A 1,017-nucleotide genomic window follows, 5' to 3' on the forward strand; every position below is an offset into this window, starting at 1 on the left:
TTGGAACCCAGATGGTGGGTTACATATGTTTAATCAAGCTCCTCAAGCAGGTCAAGAGCCTATCAAAGGACGCATCGTTACAAACTGGGAGAACGAAATTGGTCAACTTTATATCAAGGGAGCCCAGGAGCTGGATGAAGCCAAACGACGCGAGATATACGTAGAAGCTCAGCGCATTGTTCAAGACCAGCTGCCCTTCATCTACTTGATAAACCAATACTCTATGGCTGCTATTCGTAATAAAGTCCAGAATATCCAATACTCTCCTCTGGGAGCTCTATGGAACGTATACGAACTTAGCCTGGCTGAGGAATAATGTGTTTCTAAACGATCCTTTATGTAAGGAAACGCAATAGACACTTAAGTTTTCTACGAAATTGTAATAGACCCTTAAGGTAATTGGATGTTCTTTGCCAAGACGCAACACCAGTCGCCATAATCGGCATACATTGACCACCCGATCGAGCCAAGTCCCTTGATTCACGTGACGATAAAACAGCCCTATTCCTCCCCTCGTTACGCCTATCGTCCCCATCCCATTACCGCCCCATCATCAATTGCTTAACTCTACCTATGGACGATATCGCGAAAGCCTATAGCGTACTGGAGTTAGAGCCCGGAGCGTCCCTTCAAGAGGTCAACCAGGCCTATAAGGATCTGGTGTTTATTTGGCATCCCGATCGGATTCCAGCGGATAACGAACGACTACGCGATAAAGCCCAAGATAAACTTAAACGCCTGAATGAGGCTCGCAGCCGTCTGAAGCAGTATCTGCGGCACGGCAGTCAAAAAGCTGCTACTGCAGGACAGGCTAAAACCAGACCTAAAACCAGTAAATACAACCCTGAACGCTACGGCAAACGCCGCTATGGCACCTACAGTGCCTACAGCCAAGGTGAGCATAGTCAGCCCAAAAGCAGCCCCTACAGCAGCGCCGCTCCCCCCAAAACAGCAGCCCCAAATAACGGGAATGGCCGTTCCCCCTTTCGCCGCCAAAACCAGCCAAACAATCAGGGC

Annotated in this window: 1 protein-coding gene and 1 pseudogene; both read left to right on the plus strand. The window is 48.8% G+C overall.

From position 1 onward, the window contains the following. Positions 1–316, plus strand: a pseudogene (locus tag F6K18_RS36285) (ABC transporter substrate-binding protein); the annotation flags it as partial. Between the two features lie 257 nt (positions 317–573). Then, positions 574–1,017 (plus strand): J domain-containing protein (locus F6K18_RS36290; RefSeq protein ID WP_287528227.1); only part of this gene is annotated, 444 nt, incomplete at its 3' end.

This window comes from Okeania sp. SIO2C2, assembly GCF_010692625.1.
Taxonomy (GTDB): domain Bacteria; phylum Cyanobacteriota; class Cyanobacteriia; order Cyanobacteriales; family Microcoleaceae; genus Okeania; species Okeania hirsuta.